Source organism: Streptomyces sp. NPDC044002 (assembly GCF_056434525.1).
This window is the reverse complement of sequence record NZ_JBWKEZ010000022.1, coordinates 35,375-58,806: the sequence shown is the minus strand read 5'-3', so window position 1 is coordinate 58,806 and position 23,432 is coordinate 35,375. Positions and strand designations below refer to the sequence as shown.

General features: G+C 73.8%; 21 protein-coding genes and 1 pseudogene. 11 read left to right on the top strand and 11 right to left on the bottom strand.

What is annotated here, in order from left to right; all coding sequences use genetic code 11:
- Positions 1 to 8: 8 nt before the first annotated feature.
- Positions 9 to 602, top strand: a complete 594-nt coding sequence (locus AC07A6_RS18470; protein WP_362463912.1) for a helix-turn-helix domain-containing protein — start codon at positions 9 to 11, stop codon at positions 600 to 602.
- 4 nt (positions 603 to 606) lie between these two features.
- Here the strand turns inward: AC07A6_RS18470 and AC07A6_RS18465 are convergent, their stop codons facing one another.
- Positions 607 to 1,011 (bottom strand): CoA-binding protein, encoded by a 405-nt coding sequence (locus AC07A6_RS18465; RefSeq protein ID WP_362463871.1) that lies wholly within the window; start codon positions 1,009 to 1,011, stop codon positions 607 to 609.
- A gap of 115 nt (positions 1,012 to 1,126) precedes the next feature.
- Between AC07A6_RS18465 and AC07A6_RS18460 the strand changes: the two genes are divergently transcribed.
- Entirely contained in the window at positions 1,127 to 1,756 is a 630-nt protein-coding gene (locus AC07A6_RS18460) for a YigZ family protein (RefSeq protein WP_362463868.1), read from the top strand.
- Here the strand turns inward: AC07A6_RS18460 and AC07A6_RS18455 are convergent.
- Positions 1,741 to 3,030: a vanadium-dependent haloperoxidase gene (locus tag AC07A6_RS18455; protein ID WP_478777740.1), complete on the bottom strand. Its 1,290-nt coding sequence runs from the start codon at positions 3,028 to 3,030 to the stop codon at positions 1,741 to 1,743. The genes AC07A6_RS18460 and AC07A6_RS18455 overlap by 16 nt on opposite strands.
- Before the next feature lie 231 nt (positions 3,031 to 3,261).
- Between AC07A6_RS18455 and AC07A6_RS18450 the strand changes: the two genes are divergently transcribed.
- Together AC07A6_RS18450 and AC07A6_RS18445 are read left to right on the top strand one after the other, a co-directional pair.
- Positions 3,262 to 4,428: an exonuclease SbcCD subunit D gene (locus AC07A6_RS18450; protein WP_478777739.1), complete on the top strand. Its 1,167-nt coding sequence runs from the start codon at positions 3,262 to 3,264 to the stop codon at positions 4,426 to 4,428.
- Entirely contained in the window at positions 4,425 to 7,436 is a 3,012-nt protein-coding gene (locus AC07A6_RS18445; RefSeq protein ID WP_478777738.1) for an AAA family ATPase, read from the top strand. The genes AC07A6_RS18450 and AC07A6_RS18445 overlap by 4 nt, the downstream gene beginning before the upstream one ends.
- On the opposite strand, the gene AC07A6_RS18440 is transcribed toward AC07A6_RS18445, so the two are convergent.
- Positions 7,426 to 7,872, bottom strand: coding sequence for an Lrp/AsnC family transcriptional regulator (locus AC07A6_RS18440; protein ID WP_007262840.1), 447 nt, complete (start codon positions 7,870 to 7,872; stop codon positions 7,426 to 7,428). The genes AC07A6_RS18445 and AC07A6_RS18440 overlap by 11 nt on opposite strands.
- Positions 7,873 to 7,966: 94 nt before the next feature.
- Between AC07A6_RS18440 and AC07A6_RS18435 the strand changes: the two genes are divergently transcribed.
- Positions 7,967 to 8,482, top strand: coding sequence for a rhodanese-like domain-containing protein (locus AC07A6_RS18435; protein WP_362463856.1), 516 nt, complete (start codon positions 7,967 to 7,969; stop codon positions 8,480 to 8,482).
- Positions 8,483 to 8,555: 73 nt separating this feature from the next.
- Here the strand turns inward: AC07A6_RS18435 and AC07A6_RS18430 are convergent, their stop codons facing one another.
- From AC07A6_RS18430 to AC07A6_RS18415, 4 genes are all read right to left on the bottom strand, one after another.
- Positions 8,556 to 10,265, bottom strand: coding sequence for a DUF885 domain-containing protein (locus AC07A6_RS18430; protein WP_478777737.1), 1,710 nt, complete (start codon positions 10,263 to 10,265; stop codon positions 8,556 to 8,558).
- A gap of 111 nt (positions 10,266 to 10,376) precedes the next feature.
- The gene (locus tag AC07A6_RS18425) at positions 10,377 to 11,816 is read right to left on the bottom strand and encodes a GNAT family N-acetyltransferase (RefSeq protein WP_362463851.1); all 1,440 of its coding nucleotides are present in this window, start codon (positions 11,814 to 11,816) and stop codon (positions 10,377 to 10,379) included.
- Between the two features lie 244 nt (positions 11,817 to 12,060).
- Positions 12,061 to 13,659, bottom strand: coding sequence for an alkaline phosphatase D family protein (locus AC07A6_RS18420; protein WP_478777736.1), 1,599 nt, complete (start codon positions 13,657 to 13,659; stop codon positions 12,061 to 12,063).
- 107 nt (positions 13,660 to 13,766) lie between these two features.
- Positions 13,767 to 14,642, bottom strand: a complete 876-nt coding sequence (locus AC07A6_RS18415) for an alpha/beta fold hydrolase (RefSeq protein ID WP_478777735.1) — start codon at positions 14,640 to 14,642, stop codon at positions 13,767 to 13,769.
- Between the two features lie 334 nt (positions 14,643 to 14,976).
- Between AC07A6_RS18415 and AC07A6_RS18410 the strand changes: the two genes are divergently transcribed.
- Positions 14,977 to 15,729, top strand: a complete 753-nt coding sequence (locus AC07A6_RS18410) for a GntR family transcriptional regulator (RefSeq protein ID WP_362463845.1) — start codon at positions 14,977 to 14,979, stop codon at positions 15,727 to 15,729.
- A 72-nt stretch (positions 15,730 to 15,801) separates the two neighbouring features.
- Here the strand turns inward: AC07A6_RS18410 and AC07A6_RS18405 are convergent, their stop codons facing one another.
- The 3 genes from AC07A6_RS18405 to AC07A6_RS18395 form a co-directional block, all read right to left on the bottom strand.
- Positions 15,802 to 16,956 (bottom strand): ROK family transcriptional regulator, encoded by a 1,155-nt coding sequence (locus AC07A6_RS18405; protein ID WP_362463842.1) that lies wholly within the window; start codon positions 16,954 to 16,956, stop codon positions 15,802 to 15,804.
- 100 nt (positions 16,957 to 17,056) lie between these two features.
- Positions 17,057 to 17,707: a response regulator gene (locus AC07A6_RS18400; protein WP_125815448.1), complete on the bottom strand. Its 651-nt coding sequence runs from the start codon at positions 17,705 to 17,707 to the stop codon at positions 17,057 to 17,059.
- A gap of 4 nt (positions 17,708 to 17,711) precedes the next feature.
- The gene (locus AC07A6_RS18395) at positions 17,712 to 18,887 is read right to left on the bottom strand and encodes a sensor histidine kinase (RefSeq protein WP_478777734.1); all 1,176 of its coding nucleotides are present in this window, start codon (positions 18,885 to 18,887) and stop codon (positions 17,712 to 17,714) included.
- Between the two features lie 108 nt (positions 18,888 to 18,995).
- Between AC07A6_RS18395 and AC07A6_RS18390 the strand changes: the two genes are divergently transcribed.
- From AC07A6_RS18390 to AC07A6_RS18380, 3 genes are read left to right on the top strand one after another with little or no spacing between them, the layout of a single operon-like run.
- Positions 18,996 to 19,910: an ATP-binding cassette domain-containing protein gene (locus tag AC07A6_RS18390; protein WP_478777733.1), complete on the top strand. Its 915-nt coding sequence runs from the start codon at positions 18,996 to 18,998 to the stop codon at positions 19,908 to 19,910.
- A gap of 35 nt (positions 19,911 to 19,945) precedes the next feature.
- Positions 19,946 to 20,683, top strand: a complete 738-nt coding sequence (locus tag AC07A6_RS18385) for an ABC transporter permease (protein ID WP_478777764.1) — start codon at positions 19,946 to 19,948, stop codon at positions 20,681 to 20,683.
- 40 nt (positions 20,684 to 20,723) lie between these two features.
- Positions 20,724 to 21,161 carry a hypothetical protein gene (locus tag AC07A6_RS18380; protein ID WP_478777732.1) on the top strand — a complete coding sequence of 146 codons (438 nt, stop codon included), beginning with the start codon at positions 20,724 to 20,726 and terminating at the stop codon, positions 21,159 to 21,161.
- Between the two features lie 13 nt (positions 21,162 to 21,174).
- Here the strand turns inward: AC07A6_RS18380 and AC07A6_RS18375 are convergent.
- Positions 21,175 to 21,339, bottom strand: a pseudogene (locus AC07A6_RS18375) (mismatch-specific DNA-glycosylase); the annotation flags it as partial.
- Positions 21,340 to 22,499: 1,160 nt separating this feature from the next.
- Between AC07A6_RS18375 and AC07A6_RS18370 the strand changes: the two are divergent.
- Positions 22,500 to 22,649, top strand: coding sequence for a hypothetical protein (locus AC07A6_RS18370; protein WP_478777731.1), 150 nt, complete (start codon positions 22,500 to 22,502; stop codon positions 22,647 to 22,649).
- 400 nt (positions 22,650 to 23,049) lie between these two features.
- Positions 23,050 to 23,343: a hypothetical protein gene (locus AC07A6_RS18365; RefSeq protein ID WP_478777730.1), complete on the top strand. Its 294-nt coding sequence runs from the start codon at positions 23,050 to 23,052 to the stop codon at positions 23,341 to 23,343.
- The last annotated feature ends 89 nt before the right edge of the window (positions 23,344 to 23,432 follow it).

The following is a 23,432-nucleotide window of genomic DNA, read 5'->3' as shown; positions in this document are numbered from 1 at the left end:
ACGGAATGGTGTCGGACCTCGAACAGCTCACCCAGGCGCTCGCCCGCAACCTCAAGCGGTGGCGCGGCGAACGCGGCTTCACGCTGGACGCCCTGGCCGCCCGCGCGGGGGTCAGCCGCGGCATGATCATCCAGATCGAGCAGGCCCGTACGAACCCCAGCGTGGGCACCACGGTCAAACTGGCCGACGCCCTCGGGGTCAGCATCACCACCCTCCTGGACCACGACCGGGGACCGCAGGCCCGCGTGGTGATGCCGGGACAGGGGGTGCGCATGTGGTCGAGCGGGGAGGGCAGCGAGGCGCACATGCTGCTCGGCGACGACCGGCGCGGGCCCGTGGAGATGTGGACCTACCGCCTGGAGGCCGGGGACGGCACGGCCTCCGACCCGCACCCCGCCGGAACCTTCGAGATGCTGCACGTGACGGAAGGGGAACTGACCCTCGACCTCGCCGACGACCGCTACGTGGTCCCGGCGGGCGGCGCCGTGTCCTTCGAGGCGAACCTCCCGCACGTCTACCGCAACGAGGGCACCGTCCCGATGCTGATGACCATGGCCGTCTCGATCCCCCCGGTCCAGGGCACCGGCGGCCGCCCGTCCTGACCGGCTACAGCGCGGGGATCTCGATGGCGGGACAGCGGTCCATCACGATCTCCACGCCCGCCGCACGCGTCCGCGCGAAGGCGGCCTCGTCGACCACGTTCAGCTGGAACCAGACGGCCTCGGCGCCGGCGGCCACCGCGTCGTCGGCTACCTGTCCGGCCAGCGCGCTGTTCACGAAGACGTCCACCACGTCGACCTTGAACGGGATCGCCTCCAGCGACGGGTATCCCGGCTCGCCGTGCACCGTCTCCGCCTTCGGGTGCACCGGCACCACGCGCTTGCCGTACCGCTGGAGCACCTTCGCCACCCCGTAGGCGGCCCGGTCCCGGTTGTTCGACAGCCCCACCACGGCCCAGGTGTCACCGAGCTCGGTGAGGATCCTGCGGATGGTCGCCTGGTCGCCGTACACGTGCGCCGCCTCCTGCCGTGGCCGTCCGGCGGCTCGTTCCGCCGGACCGTTCGGCAGGATCAACGGCGCGGACACCCGTCCGATTCCCCGTTGCGATTCCCCGTAGGGTGGAGCGGTGAAGGCAGACCAGTACGTGACCGTGGCCCGAGAGGGGACGCACGAGGCGGAGATCAACCGCTCGCGGTTCCTCTGTTCGATCGCGCCCGCCGCGACCGAACAGGAGGCGCAGGAGTTCATCGCCCGCGTCCGCAAGGAGCACCCCACCGCCACGCACAACTGCTACGCCTACGTGATCGGCGCCGACGCCTCCGTCCAGAAGGCCAGCGACGACGGCGAGCCCGGCGGCACCGCCGGGGTGCCCATGCTGCAGATGCTGACCCGGCGCGACGTCCGGTACGCCGTCGCCGTCGTCACCCGCTACTACGGCGGCGTCAAGCTCGGGGCCGGCGGGCTCATCCGGGCCTACGGCGGCGTCGTCGGCGAAGCCCTCGACGCCCTCGGGACCGTCACCCGCCACCGCTACCGGCTGGCCACCGTCACCGTCGACCACCAGCGGGCCGGCAAGACCCAGAACGACCTGCGCGCCACCGGCCGCGCCGTGCTGGACGTGCGCTACGGGGAGGCCGTCTCCATCGAGATCGGCCTCCCCGAAGCGGACGTCGACGCCTTCCGGGCCTGGCTCGCCGACGCCACCGCCGGCACCGCGGGCTTCGAACTCGGCGGCGAGGCCTACGGCGACGGCTGAACCCCGCGCCCGCCCAGCAGCCGGTCGGCGTTGCGCAGGGCGTGGCGGGCGACCGCCTCGCCGAGCCGCACGCCCGCCTCGTCGGCGGTACGGGTGTGGATCCCGGACCACACCCGGGCGTCCACGTTGTCCCGGGTGAGCCCGCTCCACGCGGTGTACCTGCGGCGCACCCCCGGCGCGGTCGGGCTGGTGAGCTCGAAGGGCGCCGTCACCGGCCCCACCAGCGCGTCCAGCACGGTCTGCGCCGAGCCGGCGTACGTGGCGTGGCCGCTGGGGTAGTCCGGGTGGGCCGGCGTCTGGTGCAGGGGCCGCCAGGCCGGGTCGGGGTCGATCGCCCCGCTCCGGATCGCCGTCACCGGCCGCCAGCGGACGTACGTGTACTTGCCGTCGGAGGTCGCGATCTGCGTGTCGACCGAAGCCGCGTGGAAGAGCGCGACCAGCGACGCCCGGTCGGCGGCCGAGCCGTGCGAGCGGGCCACGGCCACCCGCAGCGGCTCCGTGAACAGGGTCAGCGAACCCCCGTACCAGAAGGTGGCCGTCTCGGTCTGGCGCGGCGTGCGCACCGTGCTGTCGGCCGAGCCGTACGCCCGCACCTCCGCGAGGTCGGCCCGGTAGCGGCGGGAGTCCAGCGCCGGCGGCGGGCCCGGCCGGAACTGGTCGGCGCGCTCCAGCAGGAAGGGCCGGCCGAGGCGGTTGCCGTACTGCGCGGCCGGCGCGTAGCCGTCCGGGGTGGGCTGCCACACCCCGGGAGCGGCGGCCGGCACGCTGAAGGGGGCGTTGGACGACGCCGGATCGAGGCCGTCCCCGGCACGCTCCGCGAGCAGCGCGGCGGCCTGCCGGGACCCGGCGGCCACGCCCCGGTCCTCGGCGGGCCCGTCCGGGATCCTGCCGAGGGTGGCGGCGAGGGCCGCGTCGAGGTCGGCCCTGCGGGACGGGGCGAGCGCGGCCAGCGCGTCGTGCACGGCGGAGGCGACGGCCGCGTCCTGGAACCGGCCCCGGCCGGGACCGCCGGGGGCCTCGCGGGCGGCGCGGGCGGCCGCGATCCAGCCGATCGCCCAGGTGCGGCTGTTGGTGATCTGGGCCGGGGCGGCCGCGGCGGCGACCGTCCGCGCGGTGGCGTCGTACCAGTCGAGCACCACCGACCCGGCGGCCGGGCCGGGGACGACGGGGGGCGGCGCCGCGGCCGAGGGCGCGGCGGCGGTGAGCGCGAGCAGCACGGCGGAGCCGGCGGCGAGCAGCGCGGGACGGAGACGCGGAGGTCCGGAGAGCGGCATGCCGCGAAGCCAACCAGCGGGCCGCCGGGCGCTACAAGTGCCCGAACCCGCCAGCGGAGTTCGGCCACGGAGGTTTCGCACCGCCGCCACGCTGCCGCAACACCCGGCCCCCGCCGCGCGCCCGGGAGCGGGCGGAATTCCCGGTCCGGCCGGGGCGCGCCCGCGCACGGGTTAGCCTGGATGGTCGGTGCGGAGCCAGAGGAGAGCAAGCGTGCGGGTCGGAGCGGTCGAGTGAAGTTCCTGCACACCTCCGACTGGCACCTCGGCCGGTCCTTCCACCGCGTGAACATGCTCGGGGCCCAGGCCGCCTTCGTCGACCACCTCGTCGAAGCCGTCCGGGAGTACGAGGCCGACGCCGTCCTCGTCGCCGGCGACGTGTACGACCGGGCCGTGCCCCCGCTGCCCGCCGTCGAGCTCTACGACCGGGCCCTGCACCGGCTCGCCGACCTCGGCGTCCCGACGGTGATGATCTCCGGGAACCACGACTCGGCCCGCCGCCTCGGTGTCGGCGCCGGGCTGATCGGCCGGGCCGGGATCCACCTCAGGACCGACCCCGCCGGCTGTGCCGACCCCGTGGTGCTGGCCGACGTACACGGTGACGTGGCCTTCTACGGGCTGCCCTACCTGGAACCGGCACTGGTCAAGGACACCCTCGCCGCCGAGAAGGTCAGCCACGAAGCCGTGCTCGGCGCGGCCATGGACCGGATCCGGGCCGACCTGGCCGGCCGCGCCCCCGGCACCCGCTCCGTGGTCCTCGCCCACGCCTTCGTCACCGGCGGGCAGGCCAGCGACAGCGAACGCGACATCGCCGTCGGCGGGGTCGAGGCCGTACCCGCCTCCGTCTTCGACGGCGTCGACTACGCCGCCCTCGGCCACCTCCACGGCTGCCAGACGATCAACGAACGGGTCCGCTACTCCGGTTCCCCGCTCGCCTACTCCTTCTCCGAGGCGGCCCACCGCAAGACCATGTGGCTGATCGACCTCGGCCCGGCCGGTGAGATCACCGCCGAGCGGATCGACACCCCCGTGCCCCGCCCCCTCGCCCGGCTGCGCGGACGGCTGGAGGACCTCCTGGAGGACCCCGCCCACACCGCGTACGAGGACTCCTGGATCGAGGTCACCCTCACCGACCCCGCCCGCCCCGAGGACCCCATGGCCCGCCTCGCCGCCCGCTTCCCGCACACCCTCAGCCTCGCCTTCGACCCCGAGGGCCGCGAGGAGGACGGCACGGCCTCCTACGCCCAGCGCCTCAAGGGCCGCAGCGACCAGGAGATCGCCGAGGACTTCGTCGCCCACGTCCGCGGCGGCGGCAGCGCCGACGAGGCCGAGCGGGCCGTGCTGCGCGGCGCCTTCGAGGCCGTACGGGCCGAGGACGGCCGCCAGGAGGCCGGCCGATGAGGCTGCACCGGCTCCACATCACCGCCTTCGGCCCCTTCGCCGAACCCCAGACCATCGACTTCGACACCCTCTCCGGCGCCGGGATCTTCCTGCTGCACGGCCCCACCGGCGCCGGCAAGACCTCCGTCCTCGACGCCGTCTGCTACGCCCTCTACGGATCCGTCCCCGGCTCCCGACAGGCCCCCGGCACCACCCTGCGCAGCGACCACGCCGCCCCCGACACCCCCACCGAGGTCACCCTCGAACTCACCGCGGGCGGCCGCCGCCTGGAGATCACCCGGCGCCCCGAACAGGACCGCCCCAAGAAGCGCGGCACCGGCACCACCAAGGACAAGGCCCAGTCCTGGCTCCGCGAGCACACCGGCGACGGCTGGACCGCGCTCAGCCGCTCCCACCAGGAGATCGGCGAGGAGGTCGAACAGCTCCTCGGCATGAGCCGCGAGCAGTTCTGCCAGGTCGTCCTGCTCCCCCAGGGGGAGTTCGCCCAGTTCCTGCGGGCCGGCGCCGAAGCCCGCGGCCGGCTCCTCGGCCGGCTCTTCGACACCCGCCGCTTCGCCGCCGTCGAGACCCTGCTCGCCGAACGGCGCCGCGCCGCCGAGGCCAAGGTCCGGGCCGGCGACGAGAAGGTCCTCGCCGCCGCCCAGCGCCTCGCACAGGCCGCCGGGCACAGCGCCGACCTGCGGGCCTGGCCGCTGCCCGGCCACCAGCCCGGCGACCCCGGCCTCGCCGACGCCGTCCGCGCCTGGGCCGCCGTCGCCCGCTGCTCCGCCCGGGAACGGCTCACCGTCGCCGAGTACGCGCTCGCCGCCGTCGAGGGACGCCACGCCGCAGCCCGGCGCCACGCCGAGGAGGCGCGGGAACTCGACCGGCTCCAGCACCGCCACGCCGAGACCGCCCGCCGGGCGGAGCTGCTGGCGCAGGCCGCGCCGGAGCGCGAGCGGGTACGGGCCCTGCTGGACCGGGCCCGCCGGGGCGCCCTCGTGGCCCCCGCCCTGGAACTGCGCGGGGCCGCGGCCGCCGCACACCTCACCGCCGCGCACGCCGAGACCCTGGCCCGCGCGGAACTGCCCCCGCCGCTCGCCGGAGCCGGCACCGAACAGCTCGCCGCCGTCGAGCAGCGGCTGCGCGAGGACCTCGGCGCGGCCGGCGCCGCCCAGCGCGCGGAACAGCGCAGCGCCGAGATCGGCCGGGAGCGGGCCACGCTGGAGCGGGAGTCCCGGGACGCCGACGAGCGGTACCAGGAGTCCGCCGAGTGGCTCGCCCGCTGGGAGGCCACCCGGGCCGCCCTCCAGGAGCAGGCCGACTCCGCGCAGCAGGCCCTCACCCTCGCCGAGCAGCTGGCGGGGCGGCTGGAGCCCGCCCGGATGCAGCTGACCGCCGCCCGGCGCCGGGACTCCCTCGCCGCCGACGCCGAAGCCGCCGCGGGCGAACTGCTGCGGGCGCGCGAGGCGTCGTCCACCGCCCGGGAGACCTGGCTGGAGCTGAAGGAGGCCCGGCTGCGCGGCATCGCCGCCGAGCTGGCCGGCGCGCTGACCGCCGGGGAGCCCTGCACGGTGTGCGGGTCCGCCGAGCACCCCGCCCCGGCCCGCCCCGCCCCCGGGCACGTCGACCGCGCCGCCGAGGACGCCGCCCACGCCCGCTTCGAGCAGGCCGAGGAGCGCAGGGCCGCCGTCGAGCGGCGGCTCGCCGCCGTCCGGGAGGCCGAGACCGAGGCCGCCTCCGCCGCCGGGGACGCCACCACCGCCGAACTCCTCGCCCTCACCGCCGACCTGAGCGCCCGCCACGCCGCCGCCCACGCGGACGCCGCCGCGCTCCACACCGCCCGCGAGCGGCTCGCCCGCGCCGAACGGGAGCACCAGGCCCGCAGCTCCGACCGGCTCGAAGCCGAGCGCCGCGCCGCCGCCCGGGCCTCCCGGCGCGAGGCCCTCGACCAGGAGCAGGCCTCCCTCGAAGCCGAACTGGTCCTCGTCCGCGCCGACTCGCCCAGCGTCGCCGCCCGCGCCCGCACCCTGGAGGACCGGATCCGGATGGTCACCACGGCCGCCGCCGCGCTGCGCCGGGCCGAGACCACCGCCGCCCGGCTGAAGGAGGCCGACGACCAGCTCGCCGACGCCGCCTTCAAGGCCGGGTTCGACACCACCGAGCAGGCCGCCGACGCCGTGCTCCCCGAGTACGAGCGCACCGCCCTCCAGCACCGCCTCGACGCCTGGCAGGCCGAGGAGGCGATGCTGGCCGACCGGCGCGCCGAGCAGGACACCGCCGCCGCTGCCGCCCTGCCCCCCGCCGAGCCGGCCGCCGCCGCGGCCGCCGAGGAGCGGGCCGCCGCACGGCTGCGCTCCGCCGGCTCGGCGGTGGACGCCGCCCGGGTGCGGTGCGCCGAGCTGGACCGGCTCTCGCGCCAGGCGGAGCAGGAGCTGCGCGCCCTGGGCCCGCTGCGCGAGGCGTACGAGCGGGTGGCCCGGCTGGCCGGGCTCACCGCGGGCACCTCCGCCGACAACGAGCGCAAGATGCGCCTGGAGGCGTACGTGCTGGCCGCGCGGCTGGAGCAGGTCGCCGCCGCCGCGACCGTACGGCTGCTGCGGATGTCCGGCGGCCGCTACACCCTCGTCCACTCCGACGCCCGGTCGGGCGCACGCGGGCGCTCCGGCCTCGGGCTGCACGTGCTGGACGCGTGGACCGGCAGCGAGCGGGACACCGCCACCCTGTCGGGCGGCGAGACCTTCTTCGCCTCCCTCGCCCTCGCGCTGGGCCTGGCCGACGTGGTCACCGACGAGGCCGGCGGCATGCGGCTGGACACCCTCTTCATCGACGAGGGCTTCGGCAGCCTCGACGACCAGGCGCTGGACGAGGTGCTCGACGTACTGGACTCGCTGCGCGAGCGGGACCGCAGCGTCGGCATCGTCAGCCACGTCGGCGACCTGCGCACCCGCGTCCAGGCGCAGCTGGAGATCGTCAAGCAGCGCGGCGGCTCCGTGGTGCGCCACCGCACGGCGGGCGTCACGGACTGAGCGGGCGCCGGGCGAGCGGGGAGGAGTACACGACGCTGGTGGTCACCGGGCCCAGCCCGGCGATCCGGCCCGTGACCTCCTCCAGGTGGGCCATCGAACGGGCGGCCACCTTGAGGACGAAGCAGTCGTCCCCGGTCACGTGGTGGGCCTCCAGGATTTCGGAGGTGGCCTCCAGGAAGTCGTGGAACGGCTTGTAGTTGCCGTGCGGATAGCGCAGCCGCACCAGGGCCAGGATCGCCTTGCCCAGCTTCTCGTGGTCGACCACCGCCGTGTAGCCGGTGATGATCCCGGCCTCCTCCAGGCGGCGGACCCGCTCGGTGACGGCGCTCGCGGACATCGAGACGGTGCGGGCGAGTTCGGTGAAGCTGGCGCGGCCGTCCTGCTGGAGCGCCGCGAGGATCCGCCAGTCGGTGGCGTCGGGGGAATAACCGGTCATGCCGGAGGTCTAGCAGGGGAATCCCCGGGGGAACAAGGGAAAGGCCGGGGAAATCCACTTCTCGCCTTGATCGTCTGCTCGTAGATTTTGAGCCATGACGACGACGCAGAACCAGACCAGCACCCCCGCCACCGTCAACCCCGTGCTCCGGGTCCCCCCGGCGAGCCCGGCCGCCGCGGCCGCCTACTTCGCCGCGAGCCTGGCCTTCCACGCGGACGTGTCGGACGTCGCCGCCGCCTTCAAGGCCCACCGCGAGCAGGGCGCCGACCTCGGCTTCCAGCTGATCGACTCCCGCTCCACGCCGTCCTGGGACCAGGCCCACGTGCCCGGCGCGATCCACCTGCCCACCGCGCTGATCCCCGAGCAGGCCGAGAAGCTCCTCGACAAGGACGTCCCCGTGGTGACCTACTGCTGGGGCCCCGGCTGCAACGGCGGCACCCGCTCCGCCCTCGCCCTGGCCGAACTGGGCTTCCAGGTCAAGGAGATGCTCGGCGGCATCGAGTACTGGATCCGCGAGGGCTTCGAGGTGGAGACCTGGGAGGGCAGCCGGCAGCGCGCCGAGGCCGACCCGCTGACCGCCCCCACCGACTCGGACGACTGCGGCTGCTGAACCCGCACCGCCCGCGCGACGACGGCGGGGCGCCCGCCCCCCACCTGGGAACGGGCGGCCCGCCGGTGCGCGGTCAGAGCCGCGACAGCTCGTCCAGCAGGTCGTCCAGGCCCAGCGAGCCCTGCGACAGCGCCGCCATGTGCCACTTCTTCAGGTCGAAGGACTCACCGTGCGCGGCACGGGCGTTGTCCCGCCCCAGCAGCCAGGCGCGCTCGCCCAGCTTGTACCCGATGGCCTGGCCGGGCATCGACAGGTAGCGGGTCAGCTCGCTCTCCACGAAGTCCGCCGGCCGGCCGCTGTGCAGGCCGAAGAACTCCTGCGCCAGGCCGACGGTCCAGCGCTCGCCCGGGTGGAACGGCGAGTCCGCCGGGATCTCCAGCCCCAGGTGCATGCCGATGTCCACGATCACGCGGGTGGCGCGCATCATCTGGCAGTCCAGGTAGCCCAGCCGCTGCTCGGCGTCCTTGAGGTAGCCGAGCTCGTCCATCAGGCGCTCCGCGTACAGCGCCCAGCCCTCGGCGTTGGCGCTGACGAGCCCCACGGTCGCCTGGTAGCGGGAGAGCTGGTCGGCGACGTGCGTCCACTGCGCGAGCTGCAGGTGGTGGCCCGGAACGCCCTCGTGGTACCAGGTGGAGACCAGGTCGTACACCGGGAAGCGGGTCTGGCCCATCGTCGGCAGCCAGGTGCGGCCCGGCCGGGAGAAGTCCTCGGAGGGGTTGGTGTAGTACGGGGCCGCGGCGCCGCCGGGCGGCGCGATCATCGACTCGACCCGCTTGACCCGCTCGGCGAGTTCGAAGTGGGTGCCGTCGAGGTTCTCGATGGCCTCGTCCATCAGGCCCTGCAGCCACGCGCGGACCTCGTCGACGCCCTCGATGTGGGTGCCGTGCTCGTCCAGGTGGCGCAGGGCGTCCCACGGGTTCGGCTCGCCCGGCAGGATCTTGGCCGCCTCGGCCTTCATCTCGGCGAGCAGCCGGTGGTACTCGGCCCAGCCGTAGGCGTACGCCTCGTCCAGGTCCAGGTCCGTGCCGTTGAAGTAGCGGGACCAGCGGGCGTAGCGCTCGCGGCCCACCGGGTCCGGCCCGCCGGCGACGGCCGGCGCGTACACGTCGCGCATCCAGTCGCGCAGTTCGGCCACGGCGGCCGTCGCGGCGGCCGCCGCCCCGTCCAGCTCCGCGCGCAGGGACTCGGGCCCGGCGGAGGCGAACTCGCCGAAGAAGTCGCGGGAGCCGTCGCCGTCCTGGCCGGCCCAGGTGGTGAGCTGTTCGACGAAGGTGGCGGCGGGGCGCGGGCTGCCGTGCAGGCCGCGTTCCAGGCCGAGGGCGAGGCTCTCGCGGTAGCCGGCGAAGCAGGCCGGTACGGCGCGCAGCCGTTCGGCGATCGCGGACCACTCCTCCTCCGTGTCGGCGGGGGTGAGGGTGAACACCTCGCGGACGGCGTGCGCGGGGGAGTGGATGTTGCTGACGGCCCGCAGGTCCTCGTCGGCCTCGTGCACCGCGAGCTCGGCGTTCAGCCGCTCGCGCAGCAGCCGGGCGCAACGGCGCTCGGCGTCCGATTCGGCGCCGGGCATCCGCTCGGCGGCGTCCAGCCGGGCGAGCGTGGCCCGCAGCAGTTCGCCGACCGCGGCGCGGCCGGCGGGGGAGTAGTCGGGCAGCCGGCCGGAGCTGGCGGCGACACCGAGGTAGGTGCCCTGGATCGGGTCGAGTGCGATGAGGTCGTCGACGTAGGCGTCGGCGACCTGGCGGGGCAGACGCGCTGCGCTGTCGGTCTGGAGGGTGTCTGGCATGCGCACATCTTCGTACGCGGGGGGTGCCTTCGTCATCACCATAGCCGCTCAACCTCCTGACGGAACGGCTGGGCGGCCACGGACCCAAGACCTCCGGACGAGGGCCCCCGGTCAGCGCCCGGGGTGCTGCCGGCTCCCGTACGGGGCCTGCGCGCGCGGGAGTTCGTACGGCAGGCGCGAGACGACCGGGGTCGCGTCGAGACGGGCGGTGATCACCAGGGTGCCCTCCTCGATCTGGTAGTCGAGGGGCAGGCCGAGCCCGCGCATGGCCGCGACCATCCCGGTGTTGGAGGCCTGCGTGACGGCGTACACGCTGTCGCAGCCGGCTTCGACGGCCATCGCGATGAGGCGGCGCAGCAGCTGTGAACCGATGCCGCGGCGCTGCCAGTCGTCCTCGATGAGCAGCGCCACCTCGGTCTCGTCCCCGTCCCACAGCAGGTGGCCGAGGGCGACGAGCTTGCCGGAGGCGGTGGTGGCGGCGAGGGTGCGGCCGAAGCGGGGGCTCAGCAGGTGGCCGAGGTAGCGGTCGGCGTCGGCGACCGGGCCGTGGTAGCGCAGGCCGAGGGTGCGCTCGCTGCACCGCTCGTGCATGGCGCGGGCGGCCGCGAGGTCGGATCCGTCGGCGCGGCGCACGGTGATCTCGTTGCCCTCGGGCAGGGTCAGCACGTCCTGGCTCCGGGGCATCCGGTGCCCGAGGCGCGCGTCGAGCTCGACGAGGGCGCGGGCGCGGGCGAACTCGGTCGGGGTGAAGGGCAGGTAGGGCCGCTCCACGGTGATCGCGCCGCCCGCGGGGTCGCGCAGTCGCATCACCGTGGCCTCCAGGACGCCTTCGACGGGGGCGTCGGCGCCCGTGTTGGGGCGGCCCGAGAGGGTGGTCGCGGGGATCGACTGGATGGTGCAGCGGCCGAGCAGCTGGCGCAGCGCGAGCGGGAGTTCGGCGGCGTCCAGGGCGGTGCGGGTGGCCAGGCCCAGGACCCGGGTGGGGGCGTCCACCAGGTCGTGGGCGTCGGCGCGCTCGATCCAGGTGCTGCGGCCGCCGGCCTGGGCGACGGCGCGGGTCAGGTCGGCGGCCGCCAGTTCGCGCGGGGTGCGCAGCAGGAACTCGTCGACCGTGCCGCCCTCGGGGAGGGGGTGCGTCTGGAGGGTCAGGATGTCGACGTCCTCGCGGGCGAGCGCGGTGCACAGCGCGGCGAGGCTGCCGGGCTCGTCGCGCACGGTCGTCCGCATCCGCCAGAGCGCGGGGTTGGCGGGCGCGGCCCCCGGGGCGGGGGCGGCCGGACCGGAGGCGGCGGTATCGGAGGGGGCCTTGGCCGCCGGGGGCGGCGCATGGCTGTGCCGGCGTGCCCACCAGGTGTGGAAGGCCGCGGTGACCAGGAGCGCGACGGCCGAGGCGACCAGCAGGACGGGGCCGTCCGGGCCGTGCGCGACGAGGTTGGCGATGCCGTCGGCGACCGCGACGGCGCAGAAGAGGGCGGCGAGTTCGACGAGGTCCCGGCGCCAGTGGTGGCGGTGGGGGCGCTGGGCGGCGGAGAGAGGGTTACGGTCAGTCATGCACACCACTCTGGCTCAGGGGTGTTGCGTGATCGCGAACGATCTGTGACCGACTGGTTAAGCGTCGATCTGGTCGGTTTCGCCTGGTTTTCCAGCGGATTTCCACTGGAGACCGGCCGGTGGGCGGTGAGCCGCCGGCCGGTCACCAGGTGTTGGCCGCCAGGTGTTGGCCGCCAGGTGTCGGCCGCCAGGGGTCGGTCGGTCACGAGGCGTCGGCCGCCAGGCGTCGGTCACCCGGCGTCGGTCACGACTGTCCGACGCGGCCCGGCTGGAGGACCCGGGTGAAGAGTACGCCGCCTCCCTGGCGGCGCAGCCGGACGGTCAGCTCCCCGCTGCCGCCGTCGATCTCGACCTCGCCGTAGTACGGGGGGTTCTCCGCCGGGGACATGTTGGCGACCGGCGCCGACTGGACGAACTCCGTCTTCGGGCCGAAGGTCGCGTCGAGCCGGCCCGCCGGGAAGCCGCCCGCGCCGATCGGCCCGGACACGAACTCCCAGAACGGCGCGAAGTCGGAGAAGGCCGCGCGCTCGGGCGCGTAGTGGTTGGCGGCGGTGTAGTGGACGTCGGCGGTGAGCCAGAGGGTGCCGGTGATGTGCTGGTGCTTGACGTGCCGCAGGAGGTCGGCGATCTGGAGCTCGCGCCCCAGAGGCGCCCCCGGGTCGCCCTGGGCCACCGCCTCGAAGTTCACCGCCCCGTCGGGGACGACGATGCCGAGCGGCATGTCCGCGGCGATCACCTTCCAGGTGGCGCGGGAGCGCGAGAGCTCCCGCTTCAGCCAGGCCAGCTGCTCGGCGCCGAGGATGCCGATCTGGTCCTCGGTCTGGCGGCCGGGGGAGTTGGCGTCGCGGTACGTCCGCATGTCCAGCACGAACACGTCCAGCAGCGGGCCGTGCCGCAGCACCCGGTACATCCGCCCCTCGGTGCGTCCGCCGCGCAGGTCCGTGACCGGGAAGTACTCGCCGAAGGCCTGGCGGGCGCGGGCGGCGAGGGTGTCGACGTCCTTGACGGTGTAGCGGGGGTCGTCGAGCAGCTGGCCGGGGTACCAGTTGTTGCGCACCTCGTGGTCGTCCCACTGGGCGACCACGGGGACCTGGGCGTAGAAGTCGCGCAGGTTGCGGTCCAGCAGGTTGTACCGGAAGTTCCCGCGGAACTCGTCCAGGGTCTCCGCGACCTTGGACTTCTCCTCCGTGGTCACGTTGTGCCAGACGCGGCCGTCGGGCAGCGGCACGGCGGCCTTGATCGGCCCGTCCGCGTAGATCGTGTCCCCGCTGAAGAGGAAGAAGTCGGGGTCGCGCAGCCGCATCTCGTCGAAGACGCGGTAGCCGCCCAGTTCCGGGTTGATGCCCCAGCCCTGGCCCGCCAGGTCCCCGGACCACAGGAAGCGCACGTCGTGGCGGCGGGAGGCGGGGGTGGTACGGAAGCTGCCGTGCACCGGCTCGCCGGAGCGGCGCGGGTCGTCGGGGTCCGTGAGCACGACCCGGTAGTGGATGTGCCGGCCGGGCGGCAGGTCGCGCAGGGTCGTGGTGCCGGTGTGGTCGGTGGCGGGGCCGAGGAAGGAGCCGCCGTGGCGGCGGACGCCGTAGCGGAACGACTCGCTCGGGGAGGTCTCCACGTACATCCGGGCGGGACGGTCGGAGCGGGTCCAGATGGCGGCCGAGTGGGAGGTGACCTCTCCCGACTGGGTGCCCCACAGCGCTGCCGGGCGGCCGGAGCGGACGAAGGCGGCGGCCCGTCGGGGGGAGGCCAGGGCGGGCGAGGCCAGCGCGGTGGACAGGGCCAGGCCCAGCGGGACGGCCAGGGAACCGCCGAGCAGGGTCCGGCGGGTGTGCGGCATCGGTGCCATGGGTTGCGTCTCCAGGGGCCGGCGGGGGCGGGCCGGACCAGTGTGCCTTCGCACACGGGACCGACCGCGTCGCCCATGCGAACCGTGGATGAACAGCCGTCAGCCGGTCATGTGCGGCGCGCCGTTGCACCCGTCGTCCTGCCGTCCTGCCGGGCCTTCGCCGTGTCCAGGATGACGCGTGCCACCAGCGCCGGGTCGTCGTTCATCGGCACGTGACCGCAGCCCGGGAGCCGGACCAGCCGCGCCCCGGGGACGGTGTGCTTGGCCCGCACGCCCTGGCGGCGCAGCAGCAGCCGGTCCCGGGTGCCCCAGGCGATCGTGACGGGGATGCCGGGCACGTCGTCGGTGAAGCGTACGGAGCCGCCCGCCGCCAGGGTCTCCTCGAAGCCGGTGGCCTCCCGCAGGGCGAGGGTCTCGGCCACCACCGCCTCCGGGGCGCGGTGGGCGGGGCGGGCGTAGATGCTGCCGGTGAGGGCGGCGCGGCCGGGTCCGCTGCGCGAGAGCCGGTCCAGGGCCGGCAGCGGCAGCGCCCTGGCCCCGGCGCGCATGGCGCGCAGCGCGGTGAACGCGTAGAGCCGCTCGGGCTCCGACCAGAACCCGGCGGGGGAGAGGGCGGTGACCGAGCGGGCGAGACCGGTGCGCCCCATGTCCAGGGCGAGCAGGCCGCCCAGGGAGTTGCCCGCGACGTGCGGGCGCTCGACGCCGAGTGCCGAGCAGAGCGCGCCGAGGGCCGGGGTGACGGTGGCGAGGTCGTAGGGGACGCCTGCGGGCAGGGGCCCGGAGGCGCCGAAGCCGGGCAGGTCGACGGCGATGACGTCGTGGTCGGCGGCCAGGACCTGGGTCACCGGGTGCCAGGCCTGGAGGTGGTGGCCGATGCCGTGCAGCAGGAGAAGTGGTTCGCCGGCGCCCTTGCGCTCGTAGGCGACGGTGGCGGTGCGGGGGCCCAGCGGCGAATCGATCGTGAAGGAGACCGTGGCGGTCATGCTGCTCCTCGTCGGGTGGACGGGTATGAGACAGGCCGTCAGTAATGACTGCGTCCATGATTACCGTCGAGTAGCGTCCGGCTACAAGCCTTTGCGAAGCCCGGGCGACGCGCGGGTGCCGGGCGAGAACATCCTGTGAACGGGTTGCTACATATGCCCGATCTGCCCGGCAAAGCGGCGAGGATTGGTCTTGACCAAGGGGGTGCGTCGTCCTATCGTCGCGGATAGTGCAGGAACCTTTAATAAACAAGGGCGCGGAACTGCGGCGCGAAAACGCCGCTGGAACACGGCGATGCCGGACACGGTGACAGCGGTGATTGCAGGAGGAGTCAGGGTGGGGACGACGCAGCTCGAATCGGTGCCGGAGCCGAAGTACTGGCACCTGAAGACCGTGCTCAGCGACGCGCTGGACCAGGACTTCGCGGTCGGCGAGGTCCTCCCGAACGAGCGTGAGCTCGCCGCGCGCTTCGGAGTCGCCCGAGCCACCCTGCGCCAGGCCCTGGAGCAGCTCGAACTCGAAGGCCGCCTGCAGCGCCGCCGCGGCGTCGGCACCACCGTGGCCCCGCCGCGCGTGGGCGTCGCCGTCGGCAGCGCGCAGCAGGGCTGGCCCGGCGAGGGCGCCGACGGCTGGGAGGCCGTCGACGCCGTCGAGACCGTCCCCGCCGCCGCCGTCCTCGGGGTCCTCGGGACCGCCGCCGACGAGCCCGTGCACACCGTGCGCCGGACCCGCGTCACGCAGGGCCAGGCCGTCGCCGCCGAGCTGCTGTACGTGCCCGCCGCCTCCGTGCCCGGGCTCTCCGCCATCGACGCCCCCACCGGCCCCGCCCGGGCCCGCGCCGTCATGCGGGAACTCCAGCGGCTCCCCCTGGAGGGGCAGGACCGCTCGGTCGAGCTGGGCTCCGCCCGCGCCGACGACGCCAAGGAGCTGGACCGGCTGCCCGGCGCGCCCGTGCTCCTGGTGACCACCCGCTACTTCACCGCCGCCGGCACCGCCGCCGTCTCGGTGGCCACGTACCGCGCCGACACCTGCCGCCTGACCTTCGGTGACTCGGGCGTGGAGATCACGGAGACCCGCGCCGCCTCCTGACCGCCCCGCACACGGACCCCGGGAGCCCCACGGCCCCGGGGTTTTCCGTACCCGGACGCGTTCCCCGCCGTGTCAGCGGCGGGCGGTGACCGTCCGCTCGACCGCGAAGAGCTCTTCCTCCACGTGGTCCAGGGCCAGGCGCAGGGCGCCCGTCGCCACGGCGGCCTCGCCGAGCATGGACAGCGCCACCCGGGGCGGGCGCAGGCAGTACCGCTCCAGCTCCCGGCGCAGGGGCTCCAGGACCCCGTCCAGTCCGGCCGCCCAGCCGCCCACGACCACCAGCTCCGGGTCCATCGCCAGCACCAGCGCCGCCACGTCGTGCACCAGCCGCTGGAGGAACCGGTCCACCGCGGCCACCGCCCGCTCGTCGCCCCGCTTGGCCATCGCGAAGACCTCGGCGACCGCAGGCTCGTCCAGGGGGTGCAGGGGCTCGCCCGTCGTCGACAGCAGCCGCTCCGGGGTCGCCTCCCGGCCCAGCAGGTGCAGCGCGCCGATCTCGCCCGCCGCCCCGCCGAAGCCCCGGTGCAGCCTGCCGCCGATCAGCGAACCGGCGCCCGGGCTGAGCCCGGCCATCACGAACACCATGTCGTCGATGTCGCGCGCCGCGCCCTTCCAGTGCTCGGCGAGCGCCGCCGCGTTGGCGTCGTTCTCCACCTGGACCGGGCAGCGGAAGGAACGCCGCAGCCGCTCGCCGAGCGGCAGCCCCGTCCAGCCCGGCAGGGCCGTGCCCAGGCGGACCGTCCCGTCCGCCTCGACGATGCCGGGGCTGCCGACACCGACCGCGCGCAGCGAGTCGCGGGGGATACCGGCCCGGCGCAGCAGATCGGCGACCGCCGTCCTGACGCGTTCCAGACGCTCATCGGCCGAAGCGGTCTCCGAGACGTCCTTGGTGCCGGCCCCGATGACCCGCCCGTCGAGCCCGGACAACAGCACCGCGATCCGGTGCGAGCCGATCTCGACGCCGAGCAGGTGCCCCGCCTCGGCGCGGAAACGGAACCTCCGCGCCGGCCGGCCCTGGCGGCGGGCGCCTTCCTCGGCGACCGCCTCGACCACCAGGCCGGTGCCCATCAGCCCCTCCACGACCCCCTCCACGGTCGGCCGGGAGAGCCCGGTCACCCGGGTGAGGTCGGTGAGCGTGGGCGATCCGGCCGCCCGCAGCGCGCGAAGCACCACGGCCGAATTGATGCGCCGGAGCAGAGAGGGATCCCCGCCGGTCAGCTGCCCCAACGTGTGTCCTCCCAGCTAACGACCTTGTCAGGCGGATCGTACTGCGCCTCCGGCGCGGCGGCGAGAAGCGGCCCCCCGCCGACGGGAACCGGCTCCCGCCTCAGGCCGGCGAGACGAAGCCGGACTCGTACGCCGCGATCACCGCCTGGGTCCGGTCGCGCGCCCCCAGCTTGCCCAGGACCGCGCTCACATGGGACTTCACGGTCTCCGTCCCGACGATCAGCTCGCGGGCGATCTCCACGTTGGTCAGCCCCCGGGCCATGAGCCGCAGCACCGCCTCCTCCCGCTCCGTCAGCGCGGCCCGCTCCAGGACCGCTCGGGCCGCCCGGTTCCCGTACTCGGCGGCGAGGGCCCGTACGGCCGCGGGGAAGAGCAGGGTCTCGCCCTCGGCCACGAGCCGCACCGCGTGGACGATCTCCGAGGGGCGGGCCCGCTTCAGCAGGAAGCCGTCGGCTCCGGCGCGCAGCGCCTGGTAGACGTACTCGTCGTTCTCGAAGGTGGTGACCACGAGGATCTTCGGCGGCGAGTCCACCGACCGCAGGACCGCCCTGGTCGCCTCGATCCCGTCGAGCAGCGGCATCCGTACGTCCATCGCCACCACGTCCGGCCGCAGCTGCCGCACGAGGGGGATGACGGACGCCCCGTCCGCGGCCTCACCCACCACCTCGATGTCGGGCTGGGCCTCCAGGACGGCACGCAGACCCGCGCGCACCAGGGGCTCGTCGTCGACGAGCAGTACGGTAACCGGCATCCGGTCAGGGTATTCGCTCCAGCGGAAGCCGCGCGCACACCCGCCAACCACCCTCGTGGAGCCCGGTTTCGGCCTCGCCCCCGAGCAGCGCCGCCCGCTCCCTCATGCCCCGCAGACCACTCCCGCCGCCCCGCGTGACGGACGGACGCTCCGGCAGCGGATTCGTCACCTCCAGTTCCAGCCGGCCCGCGGCCATGTCCACCCGCACCCGGACGGGAACGGGACCGCAGTGGCGCAGCACATTCGTGAGCGCCTCCTGCAGGATCCGGTACCCCTCACGGGTGACCGGTCCGGGCAACTTCTCCAGCGGGCCCGTCAGCCGGGCGTCGACCTCCGCCCCCGAGGCGCGGGCCGACTCCAGCAGCCGGTCCGCCTCCATCAGGGTCGGCCGCTGCGACGGCGGTTGCGCGGACTCCCGCAGCACCAGCAGGACCCGTTCCAGATCCTCCAGCGCGGCCCGGCCGGTCTCCTCGATCGCGCTCAGCGCGCGGTCGGTGAACTCGGGGTCTCCCGCGGCCCGCGCGGCACCCGCCTGGACCACCGCCACCGTCAGGGCGTGCCCGATGGAGTCGTGCAGCTCGCGCGCGATCCGGGTCCGCTCCAGCAGCTGCTCCGTCCGCGCCTCCAGCGCGGTCAGCCGCTCGGCGGCCGACGGCCCCAGCAGGCGCCGGGCGATGGTGGTGATCAGCTCGCCGAGCAGGACCACGATCAGGACGAGCAGCAGGAACGGCACCGGCACGAGGAGGGCCGCCGCCCAGCGCGGCGGGGTGAACGGCACGGCGAGGTCCGAGCCGAGCGGATGCCCGAGGGCGATCGCGATCAGCTCGATGGCCTGGACCGGCAGCCACACCGTGGCGAACATGGCCGCACCGGCGACGACGAGGCGTATCTCCAGCCACAGCACGGTCCGCCACCGGTCCGCCCAACGCGCCGACGGGGCGGTGCCGATGAGGCCGTCCTCGTCGCCACGGTCCTGCGGGGTGAGCAGGAACTGCGCCTGGAGCCCCTCGGCCAGCCGCACCCACGGCACGAACCCGAACGGTATGACGATGAGCAGCGGCATCCACGGGGCGCGCGGGTTGATGAACATCCACAGGGCGAGCAGCAGCACCGGGACGCACAGGTGCAGCCAGCGCGAGTACGTCACCGGCCGGAACGGGGCACGGAGCAGTCGGATCATGCCCCCATCGTGGCAGCGCACGGGCCGGTGCCGTCTCCCCCACGTGGGGGAGACGGCACCCCCGCACGGGGGAGGGAGGGGACCGGGGCGGACGGCGAATCTTGAGCCATGAACCGCATCGAGATCCGCGAACTGACCAAGGACCACGGCACCCGACGGGTCGTGGACCACCTCACCTTCGACGTCCTGCCGGGCAGGGTCACCGGGTTCCTGGGGCCCAACGGCGCCGGCAAGTCCACCACCATGCGCCTGATCCTGGGCCTGGACCGGCCCACCGCCGGCAGCGCCGCCATCGCCGGGCGCCGGTTCACCGACCTGCGGACCCCGCTGCGCGAGGTGGGCGCCCTGCTCGACCCACAGGCGCCCCACGCCGGGCGCAGGGCCCGGGACCACCTCCTCGCCCTCGCCGTCAGCAACGGCATCCCGGCCGCCCGGGTGGACGAGGTCCTCGAACAGGCCGGCATCGCGGCGGTCGCCCGCCGCCGGATCGGCACCTTCTCACTCGGCATGCGCCAGCGCCTGGGCATAGCCGCCGCCCTGCTGGGCGACCCGGGAGTCCTGCTGCTGGACGAGCCGACCAACGGCCTCGACCCGGAAGGGATCATCTGGATCCGCGAGCTGATGCGAAGCCTGGCCGCCGAGGGGCGCACGGTCTTCGTCTCCAGCCACCTGATGGCCGAGTCCGCCTCGTTCGTCGACCACCTCGTCGTCCTCGGGCAGGGCAGACTGCTCGCCGACACCCCCCTCCAGGAGTTCATCGACGCACGCAGCGCGCCCAGGGTGCGGCTGCGGACCGCCGAGCCGGACCGGCTGGCGGCCGCCCTGGCCCGCGATGGCCTGCGCATGGCCGCCGCCGAGGACGGGCGCTGGACCGTCGACGGCGTACAGGCCGAACGGATCGGGTCCCTCGCCGCCCGGGAGGGCATCGCCGTACTCGAACTCTCCGACGAGCGGGCCTCACTGGAGCAGGCCTACCTCGACCTCACCGCCGACCGCACCCCTTACTCCGCCACCGCCGCCTGACCCCGATGGGAGCCACTGCCGTGACCGCCGCCGCCCTGCCCACCGTCCCCGTCCTGCACTCGGAATGGATCAAGATACGGTCCGCCCGCGCGGTCCTCGGATCGCTGGTGGCCGTCTTCGCCGCCACCGCGGGCGTCACCGTCCTCACCGCCGCCGCGATCGGCACTTCCGAGCCCGGAGCCATGGGAGAGGACCGCCTGCTCGGAGCATTCTTCGGCATCAACTTCGGTCAGATAGCGGCCATCGCCTTCGGCGCGACCGCCTTCGCGGGCGAGTTCCGGGCCGGCGCCCTGCGGGTCTCGCTGACCGCCGTGCCCAACAGGACCCGGCTGTACCTGTCCAAGGCCGCCGCCGTGGCCGGACTTGCCTTCGTCGTCGGACAGGTCACCGGTCTCGTCACCTTCGTCGCCGGGCAGGCGTTCATGGGGGACGAAGCCCTGTCCCTCGGCGACCCCGGGACGGTGCGCGCCGTCTTCGGCAGCGGCGCCTACCTCACCCTGATCGCCCTGCTGTCGGCCGGCCTGACAGCCCTGGTGCGCAGCGGCACCCTGGTGATGAGCCTGCTCATACCCTTCCTGCTGATCGTGCCCTTCGTGGTGGGTCAGGTCGCGGGCGGGGCCATGCAGTTCATGCCGGACCGGGCGGGCCAGACGGTGATGAGGGCGCACGCGGACGGGTCGCTGGGGCCCTGGAGCGGTCTCGCGGTGGCCGGGCTGTGGGCCCTCGCCGCCCTGGCCGCGGGCTGGCTGGCCGTGCGGCGGCGCGACGCGTGACGCCGGGCCAGTTGTCAGTGGCCCGCCCGATACTGACGGCATGACCACGGCAGACCATCTCGACACGATCGACCGGCTGCGAACGCGGGAGTTCCCGTCCGGGCCGGCCGTGTCCGGCGAGCAGAGCGCGGGCCCGGGTCACCACCTGGTCCAGCTCAGCCGGACCCGGGACTTCTGGGACGACGACGGCTCCGGGTGGGAGGAGGCCGAGGACCAGATCAGCGCCGAGTACGCGGCGATCACGCAGGCGGTGACCCACCGGTGGGGGCCGCCTCAGATATTCGCCCTGGGATCGCTGCTGGACCGGGGGTTCGACGGGGAGGAGATACCGGAACCGTGGGACGAGCTGTGCAACATCACCGACCATGTGCACCTGTGGCGGGCCGGGGACAGGTGGCTGGTGGTCTGCGTCGCCCAATGGGACAAGGAGTTCCCCCTCATGCTGATGGCAGGGGTCACCGTCGTCGACCCGCCGTAGCCGGCGGCGGGACTCAGGGGCCTTCGGAGCTCGCGGCCAGACGCAGGCGGGCGTACTCCTCGGCCATGGACTCGGCGGTCCAGTGGGCGTTCAGCCCGCTGGGGTTGGGCAGGGCCCAGATCCGGGTGGCGCCGATGGTGCGCTCCTGGGGGCCGATCACGGCCTTCCGCTCCCCGAACGGCCACCACAGCCGCACTGACGATGGTGCCTCTCCATCCGAGTCCGCATGTCCGGGGCAGCTCAGGGCTTTCGGTGCTGTCCACCGCCGTGCCGATAGTCGAGGAAGGTGAGGTTGTCACCCACGACATGCCGTTCCTGCGCACAGGCCCGCCAGGAGGTGCCGCCGTGTCCTACCCAGACTCCCCACTCCGTGCCCGGTAAAGACCGCGACCTGCCCTGGTGCGGGGGCCAGAGATTTCGGCCCCGCACACTTCGGGGACTCGGCGCGCTGCTGCACGGCATCGATGCGTCATAGCCTCGACCAACACCTCCTTCGAATCGGGTGACGTGCCGTCCTCATCGGGGACGCCGTGGGCGATGCGTGTGGCGCCGCCCGAGTGGGTGTCCGGGCAGTTGGTTTGCGCAGTCGCAGAAGTCGGAACCAGCCGGGCTGCAGGTCGTGGGCGACCTGGCAGAGGCCGTGACTCACCCATCTACCAGGGGCGGCGTGGGTCGGGGACTTGGTGGAGGGGGTGCTGTCGTCGCGGACGCCCTGTCCCCTCGGCGGCCGGTAGGGACGGCACCTTCGCCGAGTCCTCGATCCACGTCGTGGTTGGCTGGCGGGGCCCGCTCTGGCACGACGACCCAGCCGTCTCCATGCCGTTGACCAGCGAAGTCCCTTCGCGTCAAGTGCGCTTTTACCAAGTCCGATCGGAACTGGCAAGACTCCATGACGTCGTGTCGCTGTCCAGAGTGTCAAAATTGCAACCCTGGAATTGTACAGATGCGGACCGTGACGGGATGGGGGTGAAGGGTGCTTGAATTGAGGAATGACCCAGCGAACTGAGACAGTTCGACAGCGCCCACAGTTTGAACTTCGTTGCGGCGGACTGCACTTGACGATTTCTCGCTTCCCGGCGTGGCTGGTCGGCCTCGTCACGACGGGCGCGGGAATCGCGGGGACGTGGTGGATGGGGCGGTGAGTGAGCCGGCCATGCCTGGTTGGGTGGTCAGCAGCTGATCCCGTGCCACTCCGGCCTGTGAAGCGGCTACCTCGGCACCAGTGATCAGTCGGCGGGGTGCCTTGGTGTGATGGTGTCCCAATGGGCCGACCTGTACGGCATGCGAGCGGATTGCGTCGGTGACACGCTGAGAGTCCCGGGAGTCAGGAGCGTCGCCGTGGCGAAGAAGCAACTGAAGAAGCCTCTGAAAGCCCCGCGCAAGGCCGTGCCGGAGAGCCCCGCGAAGGGGAGCGACAAGGGGCAGGAGAAGAAGCAGGTGCAGCCAGAGGTGCGTAGTGCCTCTGTCACCTTTCCCGCCCTGAAGTGAGACGCGGAGCTGCCTCGTAATACTGGGACGACGTGGCGGGCACTGGCCCGCACCCTCCGGCGGGGTTTATACGTTCCCGCAGGTCACGTACGCAGCATCACACGCAGGTTGCTACGACTTGCGAAGGCCGACTGGAGTCGCACTGACGGTGATGCACGCCCGACCGGGTGCGCCGGCCAGGCTCGGAATACGGCCCCGGGCATCGAGACAGGCGCGGCGAGTCCGGGCGATCGCGGTACGTCCTGGCGAGGGCGAAGACAGCAACGGCATGTCGTGGGTGACGACCGTACCTTCCTCAGCTGCCGCAACGTGGTGGACGGTACGGAAGGGGCCGGCGTAACCCCTGACGAGCGGTGATCGTTGGCAGGACATGAACAGGACCAAACGCTTACTCTTGGGTGTGGCCCTCAGTACGGTCGCACTGCCGCTTTCTGCCACGGCACACGCCGATCAGACTCTGGCCAGTGCGATCGGCACCGCCACGGACGACCTGACCAATACGTGTAGCTTCGGTCAAACGGGGTCGACCACCACCTCAAACAACGCACAGCCTGCCAACCCTCTGGTCGCCCTGGTCAATGGCGCCATCAATGCAGTGGTTCCGATCGACGTCAATGCGCAAGCCCTCGACTGCAACAACGTCGGCGTGAGGGACGTGGTGAACCTCAACTCGAAGAACTCCGACACCCGCTGAGGGGTGGGTGGCCCGAAAGAATGACGGGGAATCGTTACATCAGACGCGACCTGATTGAAAGGGGAGAACCGTGCGTAGGTTCGTGACGT

Bases quoted from the DNA above. Each gene is read 5' to 3' on its own strand.
- AC07A6_RS18440 (WP_007262840.1), bottom strand. From the start codon at position 7,872: ATGACCGGTTATTCCCCCGACGCCACCGACTGGCGGATCCTCGCGGCG.
- AC07A6_RS18455 (WP_478777740.1), bottom strand. From the start codon at position 3,030: ATGCCGCTCTCCGGACCTCCGCGTCTCCGTCCCGCGCTGCTCGCCGCC.
- AC07A6_RS18445 (WP_478777738.1), top strand. From the start codon at position 4,425: ATGAGGCTGCACCGGCTCCACATCACCGCCTTCGGCCCCTTCGCCGAA.
- AC07A6_RS18430 (WP_478777737.1), bottom strand. From the start codon at position 10,265: ATGCCAGACACCCTCCAGACCGACAGCGCAGCGCGTCTGCCCCGCCAG.
- AC07A6_RS18390 (WP_478777733.1), top strand. From the start codon at position 18,996: ATGAACCGCATCGAGATCCGCGAACTGACCAAGGACCACGGCACCCGA.
- AC07A6_RS18395 (WP_478777734.1), bottom strand. From the start codon at position 18,887: ATGATCCGACTGCTCCGTGCCCCGTTCCGGCCGGTGACGTACTCGCGC.
- AC07A6_RS18420 (WP_478777736.1), bottom strand. From the start codon at position 13,659: ATGGCACCGATGCCGCACACCCGCCGGACCCTGCTCGGCGGTTCCCTG.
- AC07A6_RS18400 (WP_125815448.1), bottom strand. From the start codon at position 17,707: ATGCCGGTTACCGTACTGCTCGTCGACGACGAGCCCCTGGTGCGCGCG.
- AC07A6_RS18415 (WP_478777735.1), bottom strand. From the start codon at position 14,642: ATGACCGCCACGGTCTCCTTCACGATCGATTCGCCGCTGGGCCCCCGC.
- AC07A6_RS18380 (WP_478777732.1), top strand. From the start codon at position 20,724: ATGACCACGGCAGACCATCTCGACACGATCGACCGGCTGCGAACGCGG.
- AC07A6_RS18425 (WP_362463851.1), bottom strand. From the start codon at position 11,816: ATGACTGACCGTAACCCTCTCTCCGCCGCCCAGCGCCCCCACCGCCAC.
- AC07A6_RS18435 (WP_362463856.1), top strand. From the start codon at position 7,967: ATGACGACGACGCAGAACCAGACCAGCACCCCCGCCACCGTCAACCCC.